Origin of the sequence: Intrasporangium sp. DVR, from assembly GCF_040365325.1 — a bacterium.
Classification (GTDB): Bacteria; Actinomycetota; Actinomycetes; order Actinomycetales; family Dermatophilaceae; genus Intrasporangium.
Genome location: NZ_BAABZW010000056.1, coordinates 1 through 1,747 on the forward strand (window position 1 = coordinate 1; position 1,747 = coordinate 1,747).

General features: G+C 67.4%; 1 protein-coding gene. It reads right to left on the minus strand.

Annotated features, from left to right (window positions below; translation table 11 throughout):
- Positions 1–148: 148 nt before the first annotated feature.
- Positions 149–667 carry a DUF4304 domain-containing protein gene (locus ABWV20_RS19300; RefSeq protein ID WP_353358109.1) on the minus strand — a complete coding sequence of 173 codons (519 nt, stop codon included), beginning with the start codon at positions 665–667 and terminating at the stop codon, positions 149–151.
- Between the last annotated feature and the right edge of the window lie 1,080 nt (positions 668–1,747).

Here is a 1,747-nt window from a genome sequence, read left to right on the forward strand (position 1 = left end):
CACGCCGAGCGCCTCACCCACGCTCAGTTCCGAAGAGCCGCCATGTCGGCGACAAAGGGGCCTTTGCCACGTCCGCACATGCCGCGGATCGGTGGTACCAATGAGGCGGCCTCCGGGGGGCCACCGAAGCGCGTCGAGTCAGCCCGCGTTACGGAGGCAGTTCATATCCGCAAGCGCTCAGGTAGTCGCGAAGAGAAACCATCGCAAACCACGGTTTGGCCGTTAGGAGCGGCACGAGGTCGATGACGGACCTCGCTTGCTTCATCAGTTCCACCACCGGGATCGCGACGACCTTGAGAAGCAGCGCGGACAACTCGTCTTCCGTCATTCGCGTGCTGGTCTCGACGTCGAGGAGGCTGATGCCCGGCAGGTCGATGGTCGTTTCACCGTCGGGTCGTAACCACTCGATGTCCGGGACGACGTCCGTGTGCTCGGCCCTCAGCGAGAGCAGGCACTGGTGGGCAGGGCGAAACTGTCCAGCCGGGACGCGAGGGTCCCATCCGAGGTTGAGGTAGCAATCGCCACTGCCCCACCCGGACCGTTGGAGATTGACGACCTGGTAGTCGGAATCGGACGGGGCCCGGAACCAGTTGAGCCCTCGCTTGCGGAAGCCGGCCGGCTTGAGCACGCCACCCAAAGTCCGCTCCGCTATGCCCTTTACGTCCATGGGCGGCAGCCTGCCAGAGCGCTGTGCAGCAAGGGCGTAGTTGCGCCGAGGGACTGCACTGGCAGGAGGGGTCCGACGAACGCGCTGTCATGCCGCTGACAGTGCGTTCGTCCAAGGCATCGCGAGTAGACCCCCGCCCCGGGCGGCAGCCCTACGTCGAACGCGGACGCGGGCCGACATTGCTGGGTAGGGCTCTGTGAGATCAAGGGCGCGGCTCCGCCGCGCCAACCGGCCGGCTCAGGCCGGCTCACGGCAGGGACCCCCGCGCTCCGGCGCTGGCGCGCCTACGCGCACCCCCACCGCTCACCGGCCACGCCAGCCGGGAACCCGAGAGCCCGATGCACACCCTCGCGAGGCACCTGACCTCCGAGCCGCCGACCCGACGCAGGAGCATCCGCCCGACTCCGGGACGCGTCAAGGGCGCCTGCGGCGTCGCTGCGCGATGACCTTCGGCCACCCCTGACCCGTCCACTCCGTCGGGCTCTTGTGCTCCGCTATGGGTTCGGTGGCTCTCCCTGGCCTGCATGCAAGCGAGGCAGGCCAAGGAGCCGCGGAGGCGTCGTCACATGGGAAGCCCGCGCACTCCGCCGACAATAGTTAGCGCCGAGAGAACCGCGGCGATAAGGGAGATGATCACCGCAGCTCTGGCCAGATGCTCAGCCCAACCGGGCGCCTGCATTGCGTCCCCGATGAGGACCCTGCGTGCCAGCCACCAAGCGCCGACGGCAAGTGCCAGCGAACCTAGTCCAGCCCCCACGACGTACCACACGAACTCATTAGGGGCGAAGCCGCCCGGAAGGAACGCATTCAAAGCAGTGGTCCAGGCGCCCTGACCGCGGAGGCCGAGGACGGCGAGTGCGAATGTCAAGGGCCATCTGTTTCTGCCCAGGGGCGGTCGTGAGACCTGCCCGGTGACGGTCACGAGAACTGCCCGGTGGTGGCCATGGGATCTGCTCAACGGGTGGCCACCACTGGCTGGTTCGTGTCAGCTCAAGGGGCTCACCCCTGCTCCGTTGAGGGCCTGGGTCAGGCGTACGGACTCTGAATCGCCCCGGGTCTGGTGGAGGGTCTGATTCCACG